We start from the raw sequence: 18,778 nt of genomic DNA on the forward strand, positions 1-18,778 counted from the left end.
GCGCGGTCAGCGCAGCCGGCCCTTGAGCTTGGCCTTCTTGATCAGGTCGCCATACTGGTGCGCCAGCAGGTGCGACTGGATCTGGGTAATCGTATCGACCGTCACGTTGACCACGATCAGCAGGCTGGTGCCGCCGAAGAACAGCGTGCCCATCCCGGTTTCGGCCATGATCCATTCGGGCACGACACAGACGAACGTGATATAGGCCGCGCCCAGCACGGTAATGCGGGTCAGCACGTAATCGAGATATTTCTCGGTATTCTTGCCGGGGCGGATGCCGGGAATGAAGCCGCCGTTGCGCTTGAGATTTTCCGCCGTTTCCTCGGGATTGAACACGACCGCGGTGTAGAAGAAGCTGAAGAACACGATCCCCAGCGCATAGAAGATCATGTACAGCGGCTTGCCGTGGCCAAGGTACTGGTTGAGGCCAATGATGATCTGGCCCCAGGTGGTATCGGGCGAGATCGATTTGCCGGCGAACTGGGTGATTGTCAGCGGCAGCAGCAGCAGCGAGCTGGCAAAGATCGGGGGAATGACGCCGGCCGTGTTGAGCTTGAGCGGCAGATGACTGCGATCGGCGGCCATCATGCCGCGCTGCGTCGCGCGCTTGGGATACTGGATCAGCAGTCGGCGCGTGGCGCGCTCGAAAAAGCAGATGAGCACGACCACGCCCAGGATGAGAGCCACCACGCCGACGATCACGAAGCCGTTGAGCTGGCCCGTGCGCCCCTGATCGAACAGGTTGCCCACGAACTTGGGCATCTGCGCCACGATACCGGCCATGATGATCAGCGACGTGCCGTTGCCGATCCCGCGCGAGGTGATCTGCTCGCCGAGCCACAGCAGAAACATGGTGCCGCCGATCAGGCTGATGACGGCGGTGATGCGGAACAGGAACCCGGGCAGAACCACCGCCTGGATCCCGCTCGACGCGCCATAGGCCTCGAGCCCGGTGGCAATGGCATAGCCTTGAACCGCCGTCAGGAAAACGGCGCCATAGCGGGTATACTGATTGAGCTTCTTACGCCCGCTTTCGCCTTCCTTCTTCAGCGCGGCCAGCGCCGGGTGAAGCGAGGCGGCCAGCTGCACCACGATCGAGGCGGTGATATAGGGCATCACGCCCAGCGCAATCAGGCTCATGCGCTGAAGCGAGCCGCCGGAAAATGCGTTGAAGATATCCAGGATCCCGCCGCGCGTCTGATTGTACAGCGATTCCAGAATCAGCGGGTTCACGCCGGGCAGCGGCACGAAGCTCAGAAAGCGGAACACGATCAGCGCGCCGACGGTGAACCATATCCGGTTCTTGAGTTCGGTCGCCTTCGAAAAATTCGACAGGTTCAGCGTGCTGGCGATGTTATCGGCGCGGGATGCCATGGTCGGGTATCAAGCCTTGCTGTGGCCCGGTCCGGCCGACGCCCGGTTCCGAAAGCGGCTTCGGATGGTGTCAGGCCCCGCCCGGCGGGCTGCGCATCAATAGGGAGCGTTCAATACGCTACGGGCCATATAGGACGGGCGCAGGGATGCAATAACCCCCGCGCCCGTTTTACGCGATTAATTGAGGTATCAGGCCTCGGCCACAGCCTTGGGCGCCGTCACTTCGACCGCGCCGCCCAGCTTTTCCACCGCCGCTAAGGCGCCCTTGGAAGCGCCGGCCACCTTGAAGCTGACCTTGGTGGTCAGTTCGCCCTTGGCCAGAAGGCGCACGCCGTCCTTGCCGCCACGCGCCAGGCCTGCCGCCTTGAGCGCGGCGTGATCGATCACGCCGGCCACGTCGAGCTTGCCGGCATCGATCGTCTTCTGGATCTGGCCGAGATTCACTTCGGCATAGTCCTTGGCGAAAATGTTGTTGAAGCCGCGCTTGGGGATGCGCATGTGCAGCGGCATCTGGCCGCCTTCGAACCCGTTGACGGAAACGCCCGAACGCGCCTTGGCGCCCTTCTGGCCGCGACCGGCGGTCTTGCCCTTGCCCGAGCCTATGCCACGGCCCACGCGCATACGGCCCTTGCGGGCACCGCCATTGTCGGAAATCTGATTAAGCTTCATGATCTGCACTCGCTTTCGCTTTGGTCGCGCTTGATGGAAGGTGCGGCGCTTAGTCGATCACATCCGGCTTGTCACCCCCGGAAAGCGATTCCCGGCTGCACCGCGCTTGCCGGCCCGGGGGCAGGCATGCCGGCCTCCGGATGCTCGCCGCAATGAAAAACCCCGGCCATCGGACGATGCCCGGGGTTTTCCGGAAACCTTGTGCCAAACGGTGGCGCGGTCAGTCGACCACGGCCACCATGTGCGGCAGCTTGGCAATGGCGCCACGCACTTCGGCGGTATCTTCCACCTCGACCACGCGGTGCATCTTGCCCAGGCCCAGGCCGACCAGAATCTTCTTCTGGTGTTCCGGGCGGCGGATCGGCGAACCAATCTGCTTGATCTTGATCTTGGCCATGACCGGTTACTCCGCGATGGCTTCGGCAGCGGCGTCGGCTTCGACAGGCGAAGCGCCACCACGGCCCAGCAGATCGGCAACCTTCTTGCCACGACGCTGGGCAACCGACTTTGGCGAAGTCTGGTCCTGCAGCGCGTCGAAAGTGGCGCGGATCATGTTGTAGGGGTTGGACGTGCCGACCGACTTGGTCACCACGTCGTGCACGCCAAGGCTTTCGAACACGGCGCGCATCGGGCCGCCCGCGATGATGCCCGTGCCGGCCGGAGCCGAACGGACATTGACCTTGCCGGCGCCGAAACGGCCCTTGCCGTCGTGGTGCAGCGTGCGGCCTTCCTTGAGCGGAACCCGAACCATCTTCTTCTTGGCAGAAGCCGTGGCCTTGGTGATGGCTTCGGGCACTTCGCGCGCCTTGCCATGGCCAAAGCCGACCCGGCCCTTGCCATCGCCGACCACGACCAGCGCCGCAAAGCCGAAGCGCTTGCCGCCCTTGACCGTTTTCGAGACGCGGTTGATGTGAACGAGCTTTTCAATCAGCTCCTCACCCTGTTCCTCGTCGCTGTTGTTGTTGCGTCCGCGGCGGTCGTCGCGACGGCCACGGCCGCCACGCTCGCCACGCTCGCCGCCACGGCCACGGCCACGACCGCGACCTTCGCGCTGTTCACCGCCGGTCTGCTCGACAGCGGCGGCTTCGCCTTCCAGGTTGGTTTCGTCAGCCATGCTCAGAACTCCAGGCCGCCTTCGCGGGCGGCATCGGCCAGCGCCTTGACGCGGCCATGGAACAGGTAACCGCCGCGGTCGAAGACGACGGTAGTGACACCGGCTTCCTTGGCCCTTTCGGCGATCTGCTTGCCCACCAGGGCAGCAGCATCGATGTTGGCGCCGATCGACTTCTCGCCCTTGATCAGCGACGAGGCGGATGCCACGGTCCGACCTGCGGCATCGTCGATGATCTGCGCATAGATGTGACGGCCCGTGCGGTGCACGGAAAGACGCGGGCGGCCGCCGGCACGCGCCTTGAGCGCAGTGCGGACGCGGCGGCGGCGGCGATCGAAGAGAGACAGCTTGGCCATTACTTCTTCTTCCCTTCCTTGCGGAAGATGAACTCGCCACGGTACTTGATGCCCTTGCCCTTATAGGGTTCGGGCTTGCGCCAGCGGCGAATTTCGGCCGCAACCTGGCCGACCTTCTGCTTGTCGATACCCGAAATCTCGACCGTGGTGTTGTCCGGGGTCTTGATCTCGATGCCTTCCGGCACGGCGAAATCGACGTCATGGCTGTAACCGAGTTGCAGCTTCAGGTTCTTGCCCTGAGCATTGGCACGATAGCCGACGCCGGTGATGTCCAGAGTCTTGGTATAGCCCTGGGTCACGCCGGTGACGAGGTTGGAGACGAGCGTGCGCTGCATGCCCCAGAACGCGCGGGCGCGCTTGGTATCGTTGGCAGGCTGAACCGAGATCGCACCATCTTCGATGGCATAGGCGATCTCGTCGGCGAGCGTCAGCGTCAGCGTGCCCTTGGGGCCCTTGACGGTCAGCACGCCGTTCGCGATGTCAGCGGTGACGCCACTCGGGATCGCCACCGGCTTCTTGCCGATGCGGCTCATCAGAACACCTCCGCCAGCACTTCGCCGCCGACGTTGGCAGCGCGCGCTTCGGCATCCGAAAGCACGCCCTTGGGCGTCGAGACGATGGTGATGCCAAGACCGTTGCGCACCACCGGAAGTTCCTTGGAACCCGAGTAGACGCGGCGGCCGGGCTTGGAGACGCGGGCCACGTGCTTGATCGCGGGCTGGCCCTCGAAATACTTCAGTTCGATGCGCAGCTGCGGATGGGCGCCGGTGGCGTCCTCGCTGAAGCCGCGGATATAGCCTTCGCGCTGAAGAACTTCGAGAACGTGCGCCCGCAGCTTGGAGGCAGGCGAAAGAACGGAGTCCTTCTTCGCCTGCTGGCCATTGCGGATGCGGGTGAGCATATCACCCAGGGGGTCGGTCAATGCCATCGCTGAGGCTCCTTACCAGCTCGACTTCGTCACGCCGGGGATAAGCCCCTTGTTGGCGAGATCGCGCAGTTCGATGCGGCAAAGACCGAACTTGCGGTAGTAGCCACGCGGGCGGCCGGTGGTGTTGCAACGGTTGCGCACGCGCGTGGGGTTCGCGTTGCGCGGCAATTCGGCCATTTTCAGGCGCGCGATCAGGCGCTCGGTCTCTTCGAGCGATTGGTCGTCGGCCTGGGCCTTGAGCGCGGCATACTTGGCCGCAAACTTTTCAACGAGCTTCTTGCGCCGCTCGTTCTTGTTGATCGAACTCAGTTTCGCCATGGACTTAAGCTCTTTCCTATGACTGGCTTCAGGCGGCCTGCGCCTGCTCGGCGGCTTCCTGCGGGAACGGGAAACCGAACAGGCGAAGCAGTTCACGTGCCTCGTCGTCGGTCTTGGCGGTGGTGGTCACGATGATATCGAGGCCGCGCACCTTGTCGATCTGATCGTAGCTGATCTCCGGAAAAATGATCTGTTCCTTGAGACCCATTGCATAGTTGCCACGGCCATCGAACGACTTCGGGTTGAGCCCCCGGAAGTCGCGGATGCGGGGCATCGCAATGGTGATCAGGCGGTCAAGAAACTCGTACATGCGTTCGCGGCGCAGAGTTACCTTGCAACCGATCGGCATGCCTTCGCGCAGCTTGAACTGGGCGATCGACTTCTTGGCCTTGGTGATCACCGGCTTCTGGCCGGCAATCAATTCCATTTCAGCGGCAGCGGTCTGGACCTTCTTCTTGTCCTGGCTCGCTTCGCCAACGCCCATGTTCAGCGTGATCTTCTCGATCCGCGGAATCTCCAGGTCGTTCTTGTAGCCGAACTTCGCCTTCATCGCCGCCGCGATTTCGGCTTCGTACTTGCCCTTGAGGCGCGGAATGTACTTGTCAGCCATCGATGGCCTCCCCGGACTTGACGGCCACGCGGACCTTCTTGCCATCGCGGGTTTCGAAGCGGACGCGGGTGGGCTTGCCATCCTTGTCGGCCACGGCAACCTTCGAGATGTGCAGCGGCGCTTCAAAGCGGTCGATGCCGCCCTGCGGGTTCTGCTGACTTGGCTTGCGGTGACGCGCGGCGATGTTCACGCCGGCCACCACGACCTTGTCTTCCTTGGGAAGAACCTGGAGGACAGTGCCCGAGCGGCCCTTGTCCTTGCCCGAACGCACGACGACGTTGTCGCCCTTCTTGATCCTGGCGGCACCCATCACAGCACCTCCGGCGCGAGCGAGATGATCTTCATGAAGCCCTTGCCGCGCAACTCGCGCACGACGGGGCCGAAGATGCGCGTGCCGATCGGCTCTTCGTTCTTGCCGACAAGCACGGCCGCATTGCCATCGAAACGGATGACGCTGCCATCGGGACGGCGCACGTCCTTCCTGGTGCGCACGATCACCGCGCGATGCACGTCGCCCTTCTTGACACGGGCGCGGGGCTGCGCCTCCTTCACCGACACCACGATGATGTCGCCGACGCTCGCGGTCCGGCGCTTCGACCCGCCCAGCACCTTGATGCACTGGACGCGCTTGGCGCCGCTGTTGTCCGCGACGTCGAGATTGGATTGCATCTGGATCATTGATCCGGTTCCTTCTCACTGGCTTGCCGGAACCAGTCCGGCAGTTCCAAAAACGTAACGCTTCCCCGGAAGGGGAGCAGGCGCCCTCTCAGACGTCCGCTTCGATCGCGGCGACTTTCCCGGCCTGAACCCGGTCGATCACTTTCCAGGTCTTGAGCTTGGAATAGGGCGCGGTTTCTTCGATCCGCACCGTCTCGCCGGTCTTGAAGACGTTCGCCTCGTCATGGGCGTGATACTTCTTCGAACGGCGGATGATCTTGCCGTAAAGCGGGTGCTTCACCTTGCGCTCGACCTTCACGACCACGGTCTTGTCGGTCTTGTCGGAAACCACGGTCCCGATCAGGATACGCTTGGGCATCGTGTGTCTCCTTAAGCCTTCGCGGCGCGAGCGCGCTCGCCCTGCAAGGTCTTGATCCGCGCGATGTCGCGGCGCACTTCCTTGATGCGCGCCGGACGCTCCAGCTGGCTGGTCGCCGCCTGGAAACGCAGGTTGAACTGTTCGCGCTTCAGCTCGGCGAGGTCAGCGGTGAGCTGGTCGTCGCTCTTGACGCGAAGGTCTTCGAACTTAGCCATCATTCCCACTCCTTACTCGCCACCAAGGTGCGAGGTATCGCCGAGGCGCGCCACGACCTTGGTCTTGATCGGCAGCTTCATCGCCGCCCGGCTGAACGCTTCGGCGGCCAGCGGGCCGGCAACGCCGTCGAGCTCGAACAGGATCTTGCCCGGCTTGACGCGGGCGGCCCAGTATTCCACCGAGCCCTTGCCCTTGCCCTGACGGACTTCGGCCGGCTTCTTGGTCACCGGAAGATCGGGAAACACGCGAATCCAGAGGCGGCCCTGGCGCTTGATGTGGCGGGTGATCGCGCGGCGGGCCGCTTCGATCTGCCGGGCGGTGACCCGCTCCGGCTCCAGAGCCTTGAGGCCGTAGGATCCGAAGTTGAGATCGGTGCCACCTTTGGCGTTGCCGTGGAGACGGCCTTTGAACGCCTTGCGGAACTTGGTCTTTTTGGGTTGCAGCATGGTGCTAGCCTATCCTCAAGCCTCAGCGCGCCGGACGGACGCCAGAGGTCTGTGCCTCAAGCATCAGGCGATCCTGCGCCAGCGGGTCGTGGCCCAGGATCTCGCCCTTGAAGATCCAGGTCTTGATGCCGATCACGCCATAGGCGGTGTGGGCTTCGGCTTCGGCGTAATCGATGTTCGCGCGCAGCGTGTGCAGCGGAACGCGACCTTCACGGTACCACTCGACGCGGGCGATTTCCGCTCCGCCGAGACGGCCGCCGCAAGTGATCTTGATGCCTTCGGCGCCAAGACGCAGGGCCGACTGCACCGCGCGCTTCATGGCGCGGCGGAACGCCACGCGACGCACCAGCTGGTCGGCGATGCCCTGGGCAACAAGCTTGGCATCGATTTCCGGCTTGCGGATTTCGACGATGTTCAGCTTCACGTCGCTGTTGGTCAGCTTGGCCAGCTTGGCGCGCAGCTTTTCGATGTCCGCGCCCTTTTTGCCGATGATGACACCGGGACGCGCCGCGTAGATCGAAATGCGGCAAAGCTTGGCCGGACGCTCGATCACCACTTTCGAAATCGCTGCCTGGGGCAGGCTCTCGACGATGAACTTGCGGATCTGAAGGTCTTCCTTCAGCAACTGCTGGTAGTTGCGCCCTTCGGCGTACCAGCGGCTGTCCCAGGTGCGGTTGATCTGCAGACGCAGACCGATGGGGTTTGACTTGTGACCCATGGCTCAGGCCTCCTCGACTTCACGGACGACGATCCGAAGGCGCGAGAACGGCTTCAGAATGCGGGTCGACTTGCCGCGACCACGGGTGTGGAAGCGCTTCATCGTGATCGACTTGCCGACCGAGGCTTCGGCCACGATCAGCGAATCAACGTCCAGGTTATGGTTGTTTTCCGCATTGGCGATCGCCGAAGCGAGCACCTTGCGCGCATCGACGGCCATGGCCTTCTTGGAGAAGGTCAGAACGTTGAGGGCGTCTTCGGCCTTCATGCCGCGGATCAGCGCGGCGACGAGGTTAAGCTTCTGGGCCGAACCACGAATGTTCGTGTTCACGGCCAGAGCTTCCTTGTCACCCACGCGGCGGGGGGCTGCAGGCTTGCTCATCAGCGCTTGCCCTTCTTGTCAGCGGCGTGGCCGGGGAAATTGCGCGTGGGCGCAAATTCGCCAAGCTTGTGGCCGACCATCTCCTCGCTCACGGAGACGGGAATGAACTTCTGCCCGTTGTAGACGTTGAACGTCAGGCCAACGAACTGCGGAATGATGGTCGAACGACGCGACCAGGTCTTGATCGGGCCAGCGCGGCTGCCAGCATCCTGGGCCACTTCGGCCTTCTTCAGGAGGTGCAGGTCGACGAAGGGACCCTTCCAGACGGAACGTGCCATGGGGTCTTACCTCTTCTTCTTCGCGTGGCGCGAACGAATGATGAACTTGTCCGTCTTCTTGTTGTGACGGGTGCGGGCTCCCTTGGTCGGCTTGCCCCACGGCGTGACCGGATGACGGCCACCCGAAGTGCGGCCTTCACCACCGCCGTGCGGGTGGTCGACCGGGTTCTTTGCCACACCGCGCGTCAACGGACGACGGCCAAGCCAGCGGTTGCGACCGGCCTTGGCAAGATTCTGGTTCGAGTTGTCGGGGTTCGACACGGCGCCGACGGTGCCCATGCAATCGCCCCGCAGATAGCGCTGCTCGCCCGAATTGAGGCGAACGATCACCATCCCGCGGTCACGGCCAACGAGCTGGACATAAGTGCCGGCCGAACGGGCGATCTGGCCGCCCTTGCCCGGCTTCATTTCCACGTTGTGGATGATGGTGCCCACCGGCATCTGCGACAGAAGCATCGCGTTGCCCGGCTTGACGTCGGTCTTTTCACCGGCAACCACCACGTCGCCCACGGCCAGGCGCTGCGGCGCCAGGATGTAGGCCTGCTCGCCGTCCTCGTACGTGACGAGCGCGATGAACGCGGTGCGGTTGGGATCGTATTCCAGACGCTCGACGGTTGCCGGCATATCCCACTTGCGACGCTTGAAGTCGATGAAGCGGTACTTCTGCTTGTGGCCCCCGGCAATGCCGCGGCTGGTCACGTGACCCTTGTTGTTACGGCCGCCGGTCTTGCTCTTGCCTTCGGTCAGGGCCTTGACGGACTTGCCTTTCCAGAGCGACGACTTGTCGACGAGGATCAGGCCGCGACGAGCGGGACTGGTGGGGTTATAGCTCTTGAGTGCCATGGTCTGTGCCTTCGCCTCAAATACCGCTGGTGACGTCGATCGACTGGCCGGCGGCCAGAGTCACGACGGCCTTCTTGACGTCGGTACGACGGTAGGGCTTGCCCTTCCACCGCTTGGTCTTGCCCTTCTGGGTCAGCGTGTTCACCTTGGTGACCGTAACGTTGAAAAGGGCTTCCACCGCCGCCTTGATCTCCGGCTTGGTCGCCTTTTCGGCAACCTTGAAGACCACGGCATTGTTTTCGCTCAAAAGCGTCGCCTTTTCGGTGATGTGGGGGGCCACGATCACGTCATAGTGACGCGTGTCGATTGCGTCCTTAGCCATTGAAACGCGCCTCCAGCTTTTCGACCGCGGCGCGCGTCAGCACCAGCGTATCATGCTTCAGGATGTCGTAGACATTGGCGCCGATCGCGGGAAGCACGTTGAGGCCGACGATGTTGCGGGCCGCGCGGGCGAAGCCCTCGTTGACCTGCTCACCGTCCACGACGAGCACCTTCTTGCCGAAACCCGCCTTGGCGAGCGTGCCGGCCAGCGCCTTGGTCTTGGCGTCAGCCAGTTCCAGGCTGTCCACCACGACAAGGCCGTTCTGGGCCTTCGACGACAGCGCCATCTTGAGACCGAGCGCACGGACCTTCTTGTTCAGCGACACGTTGAAATCGCGAACGCGGGGGCCGTGGGCCTTGCCGCCGCCGATGAAGATCGGCGCCTTGCGGTCGCCGTGACGGGCAGTGCCGCCACCCTTCTGGCGGCCGAACTTCTTGCCGGTGCGGGCAACGTCCGAACGCTCGCGGGCGCCACGGGCCGTGCCACGACGGTTTTCCAGCTGCCAGGTTACGACGCGGTGCAGGATGTCGGCGCGCGGCTCGAGGCCGAACACGTCATCTGCGAGTTCCACGTCGCCGGCGGCCGAACCGTCCAGATTGAGGACCTGAACCTTCACGACTTAGCCCTCCTGGCCATCGGCGGCTTCGGGAGCGGCCTGTTCGTTGGTGTTGGCGGCCTTGAGGCCAGCGGGATAAGGCGCCTGGGCGTGACGATCGACCTTGACCGCATCGCGTACGAGCAGCCAGCCGTTCTTCGCGCCGGGAACCGAGCCCTTGACGAAGATCAGGCCGCGCGCGTCGTCGGTGCGAACCACTTCGAGGTTCTGCTGCGTGCGCTGGCGGTCACCCATGTGACCGGCCATCTTCTTGTTCTTGAACACGCGGCCCGGATCCTGGCGGTTACCGGTCGACCCGTGGGCACGGTGCGAGATCGACACGCCGTGCGTGGCGCGCATACCGCCGAAACCCCAGCGCTTCATCGCGCCGGCAAAGCCCTTGCCCTGGGTGTGGCCGGTGATGTCGACATACTGGCCAGTGACGAAGTGCGAAGCGGCGATGCTGGCACCGACATCGAGCAACGCATCTTCGGCGACGCGAAACTCGGCGACCTGCATCTTCAGCGGCACTTCGGCCTTGGCAAAGTGCTCACGCTGCGGCTTGGCAACGTTCTTCTGCTTGGCCTCACCCGCGCCCAGCTGAAGCGCGACGTAACCGTCGCGTTCGGCGGTGCGAACCGAAACCACCTGGCAATCTTCCAGCGACAGGACCGTGACCGGCACGTGCCGACCGTCTTCCTGGAACAGGCGGGTCATCCCCACCTTCTTCGCGATCACGCCGGTGCGCATGATCCCATACTCCTCACAGAGGCCTTCGGGGCCCATCCCCAAAGGCGTGTTCAGCCCGTATGTGAAGCATGCCCCGTCCGGGCTGAGTGCCCCTGCCTGAACAGGAGCGAACGGGGGACGCTTTCCCGGCCCTGAAGCGCCGCCCGCAAACGGAACGGCAAAGGCCGGAGGTATCCCTATGTCGCGGCAGAACGGATTTTCCGCCAAGCCGGCCTCAGGGCCGGAAGAGATTGCGGATCACGGATGACCCGAAACTTTAAGACCGATGAAGCTCGGCGGGCTGCCTTTACGTCCCGCCGGAACCGGCGAGGGCAAGGCGCTGGCGTCAGGCCAGCTTGATCTCGACGTTCACCCCGGCAGCGAGGTCCAGCTTCATCAGCGCGTCGACAGTGGCAGCGTTGGGCTGCACGATATCGAGCAGGCGCTTGTACGTACGGACTTCGAACTGCTCGCGCGACTTCTTGTCGATGTGCGGACCACGGTTGACGCAGAACTTCTCGATGCGCGTCGGCAGCGGAATGGGGCCGCGAATAAGAGCGCCCGTGCGGCGGGCGGTGTCCGCGATTTCACCAGTGGCCTGGTCCAGCACGCGATGATCGAAGGCCTTGAGGCGAATGCGGATGTTCTGGGCTTCCATGTCCGTTTACCGATGCGAAAGAGCAAAAATAAAACCAGCCGCCCTGCCCTCTGATCCCCTCCCGATGGATGGGGAGAAAGCGGGACGGCTGATCGAAAAATCAACCGGCGGAAGAGCGAATCTCCCGCCGGTTGGGCGCCTATATTACTTCGTGATCTTGCTGACAACCCCCGAACCGACGGTACGGCCGCCTTCACGGATAGCAAAGCGCAGACCTTCGTCCATGGCGATCGGCGCGATCAGCTTGACCGACAGGGTGAGGTTGTCGCCCGGCATCACCATTTCGGTGCCTTCGGGAAGGATCACTTCGCCGGTCACGTCGGTCGTGCGGAAGTAGAACTGCGGACGATAGTTGGCGAAGAACGGCGTGTGACGGCCACCTTCGTCCTTCGACAGCACGTAGACTTCAGCCGAGAATTCGGTGTGCGGCGTTACCGAGCCGGGCTTGGCAAGAACCTGACCACGCTCGACTTCCTCACGCTTGATGCCACGGATCAGCGCGCCGATGTTGTCGCCGGCTTCGCCCTGATCGAGCAGCTTGCGGAACATTTCCACGCCGGTGACAGTGGTCTTCTGGGTGTTCTTGAGGCCGATGATTTCGACTTCCTCGCCCACCTTGACGATGCCGGTCTCGACGCGGCCGGTCACCACCGTACCGCGGCCCGAGATCGAGAACACGTCTTCGACGGGCATCAGGAACGGCTTGTCGGTCGGACGGGGCGGCTGCGGGATGTAGCTGTCGACAGCATCCATCAGCGCGTTGATCGAATTCTTGCCGATTTCGTCGTCGCGGCCTTCGAGAGCGGCCAGGGCCGAACCCTTGACGATCGGAATGTCGTCGCCGGGGAAATCGTACGACGACAGCAGTTCGCGCACTTCCAGCTCGACGAGTTCGAGGATTTCCTCGTCATCGACCTGGTCGACCTTGTTCATGTACACGACCAGCGCCGGCACGCCGACCTGACGGGCAAGCAGGATGTGCTCGCGCGTCTGCGGCATCGGGCCGTCGGCGGCGTTCACCACCAGGATGGCGCCATCCATCTGCGCCGCGCCGGTGATCATGTTCTTCACATAGTCGGCGTGACCCGGGCAATCGACGTGCGCATAGTGGCGGTTGGCAGTTTCGTACTCGACGTGAGCGGTCGAGATGGTGATGCCGCGCTCGCGCTCTTCGGGCGCCTTGTCGATATTGGCATAATCGGTGAACTGGGCGCCGCCGGTTTCCGACAGGACCTTGGTGATCGCTGCGGTCAGCGTGGTCTTGCCATGGTCAACGTGACCGATGGTGCCGATGTTGCAGTGCGGCTTGTTCCGCTCAAACTTAGCCTTGGCCATTGTTCAAACCTTCTATTCGCTTGTCTGTGATTTCTGCGGGGTACGGCACCCGACGGAATCAGGCGCCGCCCCTAGCCTGATCGGGGTGATCAGGCAAGCTTCTCCTTGACCTCAGCCGCGACATTCGCCGGAACTTCGTCATAATGAGAGAATTGCATCGTGTACTGCGCGCGGCCCTGCGTGAACGAGCGAAGCTGGTTCACGTAGCCGAACATGTTCGCCAGCGGCACCATGGCTTCGACGACCTGGGCATTGCCCCGGCTGTCGGTGCCCTGGATCTGGCCGCGACGGGAATTGAGATCCCCGATCACGTCACCCATGAATTCTTCCGGGGTCACCACTTCGACGCTCATGATCGGCTCGAGCAGCTTGATCCCCGACTTCTGGGCCGCTTCGCGCATGGCGCCACGGCCGGCGATTTCGAACGCCAGGGCCGACGAGTCGACATCGTGGTAGGCGCCGTCATAGAGCAGGATTTCGAAGTCGATGATCGGGAAGCCGACGAGCGAGCCGGTGGCGGCCGTTTCGCGCATGCCCTTTTCGATGGCGGGAATATATTCCTTGGGAATGTTGCCGCCCTTGATCTCGTCCTTGAAAATGATGCCCGAACCGCGCTCGCCCGGCGTGATCTTCACTTTCACGCGGCCGAACTGACCGGTGCCGCCCGACTGCTTCTTGTGCGTGTAGTCAAGGTCGACCGGCTTGGCGAGATATTCGCGGTAGGCCACCTGGGGAGCGCCCACGTTGGCTTCCACCTTGAATTCGCGGCGCATGCGATCGACGATGATGTCGAGGTGCAGTTCGCCCATGCCCTTGATGATGGTCTGGCCGGACTCGTGATCGGTCGAAACGCGGAACGAGGGATCTTCGGCCGACAGGCGATTGAGCGCGATGCCCATCTTTTCCTGGTCCGCCTTGGTCTTGGGCTCCACCGAGAGCTCGATCACCGGCTCGGGGAATTCCATGCGCTCGAGCACGATCGGCGCGCGCTCGGCGCAGAGCGTGTCGCCCGTCGTGGTTTCCTTCATGCCGGCCAGCGCGATGATGTCGCCCGCGAAGGCTTCTTCCACGTCCTTGCGGTCGTTGGCATGCATTTCCAGCATGCGGCCGACCTTTTCCTTCTTCTGCTTCACCGAGTTCAGGTAGCTGCCCTTGGTCAGCGTGCCAGAATAGATGCGGATGAACGTGAGCGAGCCCACGAACGGATCGTTCATGACCTTGAACGCGAGCGCCGAGAACGGTGCGTCGTCACGCGGCGGACGGCTGTCCTTCTCGTCGCTGTCGACCTTGACGCCCTGGACGTCCTCGATGTCGAGCGGCGAAGGCAGATAGTCCACCACGGCATCGAGCAGCGGCTGCACGCCCTTGTTCTTGAAGGCCGAGCCGCAGCACACCGGCACGAACTTGTGTTCCAGCGTGCCCTTGCGGATCAGCTTCTTGAGCGTGGCCACATCCGGCTCGTTGCCGTCGAGATAGGCTTCCATCGCCTCGTCGTCCTGCTCGACGGCAAGCTCGATCAGCTTCTGGCGGTAATCCTCGGCCTCGTCCTTCATGTCGGCCGGGACATCTTCGTAGAAGAATTCGGCGCCGAGCGATTCATCCTTCCAGATGATCGCGCGGTTGTGAACGAGATCGACCAGACCCTTAAGATCGGCTTCGATGCCAATCGGCAGATAGAGCACCGCCGGGACCGCACCCAGGCGATCGATGATCGACTGCACGCAGTACTTGAAGTTGGCGCCGGTGCGATCGAGCTTGTTGATGAAGCACATGCGCGGCACGCCGTACTTGTCGGCCTGGCGCCATACGGTTTCCGATTGCGGTTCCACGCCGGCGACGCCGTCGAAGCAGGCCACCGCGCCGTCGAGCACGCGCAGCGAACGTTCCACCTCGATGGTGAAATCCACGTGCCCCGGGGTATCGATGATGTTGATCCGGTGATCGTTCCAGAAACAGGTCGTCGCGGCCGACGTGATCGTGATGCCGCGTTCCTGCTCCTGCTCCATCCAGTCCATGGTCGCGGCGCCGTCGTGTACTTCGCCGATCTTGTAGGACTTGCCGGTGTAGTAGAGGATGCGCTCGGTCGTCGTCGTCTTGCCGGCGTCGATGTGCGCCATGATACCGATATTGCGGTAACGCTCGAGCGGATGGCTGCGGGCCATGGTGTGTTCCTTGGGTTCGGGAAAGGCCGGATTGCTCCGGCCCTTCCCATATGGTTACTGCTGTGACCGTTTGAAGACGACCACGTGACCAACAGGTCGCAAGCTTACCAGCGGTAGTGGCTGAACGCGCGGTTGGCGTCGGCCATGCGGTGGGTGTCTTCGCGCTTCTTCACCGCATTGCCGCGGTTGTTGGCGGCATCCAGCAGTTCGGCCGAAAGACGGGCCGACATGGTGGTTTCCGAACGGTTGCGCGCGGCGGTGATCAGCCAGCGGATCGCCAGGGCCTGGGCGCGCTCGGGGCGCACTTCGACCGGCACCTGATAGGTGGCGCCGCCGACGCGGCGCGAACGCACTTCGATGTGCGGCTTCACATTGTTGAGCGCATCGTGGAACAGCTGCACCGGATCCGCCTTGGCGCGGGTCTGCATGGTGTCGAGCGCGCCATAGACGATGCTTTCGGCAACCGATTTCTTACCATCGAGCATGAGATTGTTCATGAACTTCGACAGGACCTGATCACCGAACTTCGGATCGGGCAGGATCACCCGCTTTTCCGGACGACGACGACGAGACATCTTGAATTCCTTCTGATCGGGCCGGCATTCACCGGCCGCTCAATCCAGCATGACCGCAGGGGCGAACGCAGCACGTCCTAGCCCGTGGCCACATGGCCACGATTACTTGGGACGCTTGGCGCCGTACTTCGAACGGCTCTGCTTGCGGTCCTTCACGCCCTGCGTATCGAGCACGCCACGCAGCACGTGATAACGCACGCCCGGAAGGTCGCGCACACGGCCGCCGCGGATCAGCACCACGGAGTGTTCCTGCAGGTTGTGGCCTTCGCCGGGGATGTACGAGATGACTTCGCGGCTGTTGGTCAGACGGATCTTGGCGACCTTGCGAAGCGCCGAGTTCGGCTTTTTCGGGGTGGTCGTGTAAACACGCGTGCAGACGCCGCGCTTTTGCGGGTTCTGCTCCATCGCAGGGACCTTGCTCTTGGCCTTCTGCGGGACGCGACCCTTGCGGATCAACTGGTTGATCGTAGGCATGAAGTACTCTTCACCTTGTTTATGGCAGCGCCGGAACAGGTGAAGGAAGACGCATCTCATGCAATGCGCCGGCGCAGGGCCTGGCAGCCGCCGCGCGAAACGCATCGTATGAGCCGAAAACACTCCACCCGGGCCAACGGCACCGGGTTACTTTGACGGTTGGCATTCCGCGGGTACGGCCGCTTCGGCACAAGCCGATTCGACGGGACAGACCCGATGGAAAACAGGCTGCCACGGCGGTTTTCCGCCATTCGCAGCCCCATGCGCACCGGCAATGTTCAGCTCTTTTACCGGCCGGTGGCCTGCTGGCCCCCGGGACGTGTGCGCCCCTACGCCAAGGCGGGGCCAAGGTCAAGCCAGCCCGGACGGCAGCGTCAGCCGACGATCTGCCGGTCGAGCAGCATGGCGCCATTGGACGGCGCCGGCTGGGCAACCGTGGCCTGCGGGCGAGCCTCCTGGCCCGTGGGCCAGTGCAACAGCAGGTCGGTCATGGCCATCATGCCGCGCGCGGTAAGGCACACGAACGTGCGTCGTCCGTCGCGGCCATCGTCCTCGCGTTCGATCAGGCCCCGCGCCTCGAGCACCCGCAGCCAGCGCAGGGCCGTGGTAGGCGGCACGTTGGCACCGATGCAGGCGCTGGTCGTGGGCATATGTCGCGCGTCGCCCGCCGCGATATAGAGATCGAGCAGGATGTCCCACGTCGGCTCGCCGAACAGATCCGCGGCCAGAAAGCGTTCGCGCCGCCGGCGTCCGGCATAGATCGCCCGCGCCATGGCCAGTGCCTGTGCGGGAATGGCCGGGCGCTGCGACATGGACGCCGCAGGGATGGCGAGGTGGCCGGCCGACGCAACCATCGGCCGTGCCGCCTGGCCGCTTCGCGCGGCCGCCCGCATGGAACGTACGGTCATGCCAGCGTCTCCTTGGCAGTGCGGCCAGCCCATGCAATTGTGTCGGCCAGTGCGATCATGTCAGGTGCGGTCATGTCAGGTGCGGTCACGTCAGGCGCCATCCGTGATAGACCCCCAGCCGCCGCGATCGCAGCATGTGCGCCCAGGTGCCGCACGCAAGAATGAGCAGTTGCAACGAAAAGGGCACCTGCGTCATGGCCCAATAGGCTTTGCGGACCATTGTCGGCTCCCAAAGCTTGGCCGCATGCCCCACCAGAACCAACGTTTGGGCGGCGCTGACGGCGAGTGGCCAGGCGCGGTTGGCGCGCATCGCCACCCACAGCAGAACGATGAACGCCCAGGTATCGATCACCAGGTGACCGGGATTGACCGCGAACCATGCGGCATCTCCGAAAATGGCGTGGTTGGCGAGATCGAGCGCAAAATTCGCGAACAGGATCGCCGCCACGGATTGTTCGGGTTCGCCGCCCTTGCGGGCGACGAACAGCACGACGAAAGCCAGAAGGATGCAAGGTAGCCAGAGCGACAGCATCGGGCTTCACATCCTCCCTGCGCAAGCCGAATACAAGATCAGGCCGCGCGCGCGACCGCACCCCGGGCCCCGCCGCCGGCCTCGCCGGCATCGGCCAGAGTCGCCGACTTGGGACAGGTATCGGCGCCGATGGTCTCGCCGGCGATGCTCCGCAAACGTCCGTGGACCCGGGCAAGCTCGCCGCCGGCATCGATCATCGCCTGCTGGCTCTTGAGCAGCCGCATCAGCGCATCCTGCCCCACGAACGGCCCCAGCCCGGCTTCGCGGCGCGCTGTCACCATCGAGGAAAGCAGATTGGCCTGGCGGATCAGCGCTTCGTCGAGCGCAGCCTCCGCGTCCTGCAGATCGCGGGTAACCCGCATTTGCGCGACGGCCGGCGTCATCATCCCGGTATTGCGGCGGGAAAACATCTCGTTGTGATCGTTATTGTTCACGTCTTTGCCTCCACACGACGCCAGTGGCGTCGTCCCCGTTTTTGTCGCGGAGGCGACCGACGGATCAGCGATCCACGATCTGGGAAAGTTGCGCGAACATCGTCAACCCGCCCAGTGCCGTCAGGATCAGGATCATCGCGATAAAGGTCATTGCCCCCAATCGCATCAGCGTCCCGTATGGTCCGTCGAACATCTCCGGAAGGACGCGGTGATACGCTTTACCCAGCGATACCGATGTCGGCAGGCCGACACCATCCCCTGCACCGCTCTCGCCATCCCCATGGGGGTAAAGGCCATCGCGTCCCTCACCCCGAATATGCTTCAGTTTGTTGCGGTTGGCGATCTCAATCGATCCATATACGGATCTTTCGGATAAGGTGGTCGTGGCCGATGTCTCCAGCAGTTGCCGATACGCCTGCGCCACTTCGCCGCGCGAAGCCACCTGGAGCTTGCCCCGGGCCAGCAGAATCCGCTGATCCACCGTGTAGGGCGAAATTCCGAGAATCCGAGAAATTTCCTTCGAGGTCTTGTGCTGGATTAGCAGATCCAGAACCTCGCGCTGCTTGGCGGTGAGTGCGTCGAGCGGGGAATCGGACGGGGACGGGACAGCCATCACGCTTGTCCGATCCTGTCGGCAACGACTGGCAGGCGCCAGCCGGCGCGAATCGCTCGGCATTCGTGGCAAATCGACGGCAAGACGTTCATGGACGAACAAGCGTAAGCAGTGACATGGCTTTCCTCTACATTGGTTAATGCAAAAGCGCATCCAT

30 protein-coding genes are annotated in these 18,778 nt (G+C 63.2%); all 30 read right to left on the reverse strand.

Annotation, left to right across the window (positions count from 1 at the left end; translation table 11 throughout):
• Positions 1–6: 6 nt before the first annotated feature.
• Positions 7–1,374 (reverse strand): preprotein translocase subunit SecY, encoded by a 1,368-nt coding sequence (secY, locus tag AC3EDY_RS12350; protein WP_488572806.1) that lies wholly within the window; start codon positions 1,372–1,374, stop codon positions 7–9.
• Between the two features lie 189 nt (positions 1,375–1,563).
• The gene (rplO, locus tag AC3EDY_RS12355) at positions 1,564–2,043 is read right to left on the reverse strand and encodes a 50S ribosomal protein L15 (RefSeq protein WP_488572807.1); all 480 of its coding nucleotides are present in this window, start codon (positions 2,041–2,043) and stop codon (positions 1,564–1,566) included.
• A 220-nt stretch (positions 2,044–2,263) separates the two neighbouring features.
• Positions 2,264–2,440 (reverse strand): 50S ribosomal protein L30, encoded by a 177-nt coding sequence (rpmD, locus tag AC3EDY_RS12360; RefSeq protein ID WP_488572808.1) that lies wholly within the window; start codon positions 2,438–2,440, stop codon positions 2,264–2,266.
• Positions 2,441–2,446: 6 nt separating this feature from the next.
• A complete protein-coding gene (rpsE, locus tag AC3EDY_RS12365) occupies positions 2,447–3,157 on the reverse strand; it encodes a 30S ribosomal protein S5 (protein ID WP_488572809.1) in 711 nt (236 codons plus the stop codon).
• Positions 3,158–3,159: 2 nt separating this feature from the next.
• A complete protein-coding gene (gene rplR / locus AC3EDY_RS12370) occupies positions 3,160–3,510 on the reverse strand; it encodes a 50S ribosomal protein L18 (protein ID WP_488572810.1) in 351 nt (116 codons plus the stop codon).
• Positions 3,510–4,043: a 50S ribosomal protein L6 gene (gene rplF, locus AC3EDY_RS12375; RefSeq protein ID WP_488572811.1), complete on the reverse strand. Its 534-nt coding sequence runs from the start codon at positions 4,041–4,043 to the stop codon at positions 3,510–3,512. Before rplF ends, rplR begins: the two co-directional genes overlap by 1 nt.
• On the reverse strand, positions 4,043–4,438 hold the full coding sequence (gene rpsH / locus AC3EDY_RS12380) for a 30S ribosomal protein S8 (protein WP_168556930.1): 396 nt from the start codon (positions 4,436–4,438) through the stop codon (positions 4,043–4,045). Before rpsH ends, rplF begins: the two co-directional genes overlap by 1 nt.
• Positions 4,439–4,450: 12 nt before the next feature.
• Positions 4,451–4,756, reverse strand: a complete 306-nt coding sequence (rpsN, locus tag AC3EDY_RS12385) for a 30S ribosomal protein S14 (protein WP_488572812.1) — start codon at positions 4,754–4,756, stop codon at positions 4,451–4,453.
• A gap of 28 nt (positions 4,757–4,784) precedes the next feature.
• Positions 4,785–5,366, reverse strand: coding sequence for a 50S ribosomal protein L5 (gene rplE, locus AC3EDY_RS12390; protein ID WP_488572813.1), 582 nt, complete (start codon positions 5,364–5,366; stop codon positions 4,785–4,787).
• Positions 5,359–5,676 (reverse strand): 50S ribosomal protein L24, encoded by a 318-nt coding sequence (rplX, locus tag AC3EDY_RS12395; protein WP_488572814.1) that lies wholly within the window; start codon positions 5,674–5,676, stop codon positions 5,359–5,361. The genes rplE and rplX overlap by 8 nt, the downstream gene beginning before the upstream one ends.
• Positions 5,676–6,044, reverse strand: a complete 369-nt coding sequence (rplN, locus tag AC3EDY_RS12400; protein WP_488572815.1) for a 50S ribosomal protein L14 — start codon at positions 6,042–6,044, stop codon at positions 5,676–5,678. Before rplN ends, rplX begins: the two co-directional genes overlap by 1 nt.
• Positions 6,045–6,132: 88 nt before the next feature.
• The gene (gene rpsQ / locus AC3EDY_RS12405; RefSeq protein WP_488572816.1) at positions 6,133–6,402 is read right to left on the reverse strand and encodes a 30S ribosomal protein S17; all 270 of its coding nucleotides are present in this window, start codon (positions 6,400–6,402) and stop codon (positions 6,133–6,135) included.
• Between the two features lie 11 nt (positions 6,403–6,413).
• On the reverse strand, positions 6,414–6,620 hold the full coding sequence (gene rpmC, locus AC3EDY_RS12410; RefSeq protein ID WP_488572817.1) for a 50S ribosomal protein L29: 207 nt from the start codon (positions 6,618–6,620) through the stop codon (positions 6,414–6,416).
• A gap of 9 nt (positions 6,621–6,629) precedes the next feature.
• A complete protein-coding gene (gene rplP / locus AC3EDY_RS12415) occupies positions 6,630–7,064 on the reverse strand; it encodes a 50S ribosomal protein L16 (protein WP_317975812.1) in 435 nt (144 codons plus the stop codon).
• A gap of 22 nt (positions 7,065–7,086) precedes the next feature.
• Positions 7,087–7,782, reverse strand: a complete 696-nt coding sequence (rpsC, locus tag AC3EDY_RS12420; protein ID WP_191324404.1) for a 30S ribosomal protein S3 — start codon at positions 7,780–7,782, stop codon at positions 7,087–7,089.
• Between the two features lie 3 nt (positions 7,783–7,785).
• Complete coding sequence (gene rplV / locus AC3EDY_RS12425; RefSeq protein ID WP_488572818.1) at positions 7,786–8,163, reverse strand: 50S ribosomal protein L22; 378 nt, start codon at positions 8,161–8,163, stop codon at positions 7,786–7,788.
• On the reverse strand, positions 8,163–8,441 hold the full coding sequence (gene rpsS / locus AC3EDY_RS12430) for a 30S ribosomal protein S19 (protein WP_022675059.1): 279 nt from the start codon (positions 8,439–8,441) through the stop codon (positions 8,163–8,165). Before rpsS ends, rplV begins: the two co-directional genes overlap by 1 nt.
• 6 nt (positions 8,442–8,447) lie before the next feature.
• The gene (rplB, locus tag AC3EDY_RS12435; protein WP_488572819.1) at positions 8,448–9,284 is read right to left on the reverse strand and encodes a 50S ribosomal protein L2; all 837 of its coding nucleotides are present in this window, start codon (positions 9,282–9,284) and stop codon (positions 8,448–8,450) included.
• A gap of 16 nt (positions 9,285–9,300) precedes the next feature.
• Positions 9,301–9,606: a 50S ribosomal protein L23 gene (locus tag AC3EDY_RS12440; protein ID WP_488572820.1), complete on the reverse strand. Its 306-nt coding sequence runs from the start codon at positions 9,604–9,606 to the stop codon at positions 9,301–9,303.
• Entirely contained in the window at positions 9,599–10,222 is a 624-nt protein-coding gene (rplD, locus tag AC3EDY_RS12445; RefSeq protein ID WP_488572821.1) for a 50S ribosomal protein L4, read from the reverse strand. Before rplD ends, AC3EDY_RS12440 begins: the two co-directional genes overlap by 8 nt.
• Before the next feature lie 3 nt (positions 10,223–10,225).
• Positions 10,226–10,951 carry a 50S ribosomal protein L3 gene (rplC, locus tag AC3EDY_RS12450; protein ID WP_488572822.1) on the reverse strand — a complete coding sequence of 242 codons (726 nt, stop codon included), beginning with the start codon at positions 10,949–10,951 and terminating at the stop codon, positions 10,226–10,228.
• Positions 10,952–11,276: 325 nt separating this feature from the next.
• Positions 11,277–11,588, reverse strand: coding sequence for a 30S ribosomal protein S10 (gene rpsJ, locus AC3EDY_RS12455; protein ID WP_011444906.1), 312 nt, complete (start codon positions 11,586–11,588; stop codon positions 11,277–11,279).
• A gap of 144 nt (positions 11,589–11,732) precedes the next feature.
• The gene (tuf, locus tag AC3EDY_RS12460; RefSeq protein ID WP_488572823.1) at positions 11,733–12,923 is read right to left on the reverse strand and encodes an elongation factor Tu; all 1,191 of its coding nucleotides are present in this window, start codon (positions 12,921–12,923) and stop codon (positions 11,733–11,735) included.
• An 89-nt stretch (positions 12,924–13,012) separates the two neighbouring features.
• Positions 13,013–15,085 (reverse strand): elongation factor G, encoded by a 2,073-nt coding sequence (gene fusA, locus AC3EDY_RS12465; protein WP_488572824.1) that lies wholly within the window; start codon positions 15,083–15,085, stop codon positions 13,013–13,015.
• A gap of 104 nt (positions 15,086–15,189) precedes the next feature.
• On the reverse strand, positions 15,190–15,660 hold the full coding sequence (gene rpsG, locus AC3EDY_RS12470; RefSeq protein WP_022675066.1) for a 30S ribosomal protein S7: 471 nt from the start codon (positions 15,658–15,660) through the stop codon (positions 15,190–15,192).
• A gap of 102 nt (positions 15,661–15,762) precedes the next feature.
• Positions 15,763–16,134 carry a 30S ribosomal protein S12 gene (gene rpsL, locus AC3EDY_RS12475; protein WP_022675067.1) on the reverse strand — a complete coding sequence of 124 codons (372 nt, stop codon included), beginning with the start codon at positions 16,132–16,134 and terminating at the stop codon, positions 15,763–15,765.
• 374 nt (positions 16,135–16,508) lie between these two features.
• Positions 16,509–17,042, reverse strand: coding sequence for a MarR family transcriptional regulator (locus AC3EDY_RS12480; RefSeq protein ID WP_488572825.1), 534 nt, complete (start codon positions 17,040–17,042; stop codon positions 16,509–16,511).
• An 85-nt stretch (positions 17,043–17,127) separates the two neighbouring features.
• Positions 17,128–17,574 (reverse strand): hypothetical protein, encoded by a 447-nt coding sequence (locus AC3EDY_RS12485; protein ID WP_488572826.1) that lies wholly within the window; start codon positions 17,572–17,574, stop codon positions 17,128–17,130.
• 38 nt (positions 17,575–17,612) lie between these two features.
• Entirely contained in the window at positions 17,613–18,008 is a 396-nt protein-coding gene (locus tag AC3EDY_RS12490; RefSeq protein WP_488572827.1) for a hypothetical protein, read from the reverse strand.
• A gap of 64 nt (positions 18,009–18,072) precedes the next feature.
• Positions 18,073–18,621, reverse strand: coding sequence for a LuxR C-terminal-related transcriptional regulator (locus AC3EDY_RS12495; protein WP_488572828.1), 549 nt, complete (start codon positions 18,619–18,621; stop codon positions 18,073–18,075).
• Between the last annotated feature and the right edge of the window lie 157 nt (positions 18,622–18,778).

It is taken from the genome of Novosphingobium sp. DS6-6 (assembly GCF_057784975.1).